1 protein-coding gene is annotated in these 1,012 nt (G+C 46.4%); it reads right to left on the bottom strand.

Annotated features, from left to right (window positions below; all coding sequences use genetic code 11):
- Nucleotides 1-19 precede the first annotated feature (19 nt).
- The coding region (proS, locus tag R7Q38_RS25050; RefSeq protein WP_318114759.1) for a proline--tRNA ligase at nucleotides 20-1,012 on the bottom strand (993 nt) is incomplete at its 5' end.

Genomic DNA, 1,012 nt, shown 5'->3' with positions numbered 1-1,012 from the left:
ATCGAAACCTTTTAGGCGTTTATTTAAGTTGAGATTTAACGTGCTCAACAATATCCGCCATCGCTACTGGAGTTTTCTCGCCAGTACGACGGTTTTTGTATTCGAAGTTACCTTCATCCATGCTGCGATCGCCAATCACGATAGTGTGAGGGATACCGATCAACTCGATGTCAGAGAACATCACACCTGGACGTTCTTTACGGTCATCAAATAGAACTTCGATACCCATAGCAGTTAGTTCCGCGTATAGCTTCTCTGCTGCTTCTTTTACGCGCTCAGATTTGTGCATATTCATTGGCACGATTGCTACTTGGAAAGGTGCAATTGCGTCTGGCCAAATGATGCCGTATTTGTCGTGGTTCTGTTCAATCGCAGAAGCAACAACACGCGATACACCGATGCCGTAACAACCCATCTCTAGGATTACATTTTTACCGTCAGGGCCAAGAACGCTACAGTTCATTGCTTCTGAGTAAACGTTACCAAGTTGGAAGATATGACCAACTTCGATACCACGTTTCAGCATTAGCGTACCTTTACCACATGGGCTTGGATCGCCTTCTACTACGTTACGTAGATCTTCTACTTGACCCAGTTCAACGTCACGACCCCAGTTAATACCGAAGTAGTGTTTACCGTCGATGTTTGCGCCAGCGCCAAAGTCGCTCATGACTGCTACGCTGCGGTCAACGATGAATGGCAGTTCTAGGCCTACAGGGCCAAGAGAACCAGGGCCAGCACCGATCAGTTCACGAATTTCTTCTTCTGATGCCATCTCTAGTGGAGAAGCCACTTGAGGTAGGTTTTCTGCTTTCACTTCGTTTAGCTCGTGGTCACCACGAACGATCAACGCAATGATTGGTGCATCGATTTCGTCAGACGCTTTAACAAATAGCGTTTTAACGGTTTTCTCGATAGGTAGACCGTGTTGCTCAACCAACTCTGCGATTGTTTTCGCGTTTGGAGTATCAACTAGTGTCATTTCTTGAGTTGGTTCTGCGCGTTCTACAGC

The organism is Vibrio sp. Vb0598, from assembly GCF_033338935.1.
Lineage (GTDB): Bacteria > Pseudomonadota > Gammaproteobacteria > Enterobacterales > Vibrionaceae > Vibrio > Vibrio alginolyticus.
The sequence above is the reverse complement of the archived record's forward strand: the minus strand, read 5'-3'. Positions and strand labels throughout refer to the sequence as shown.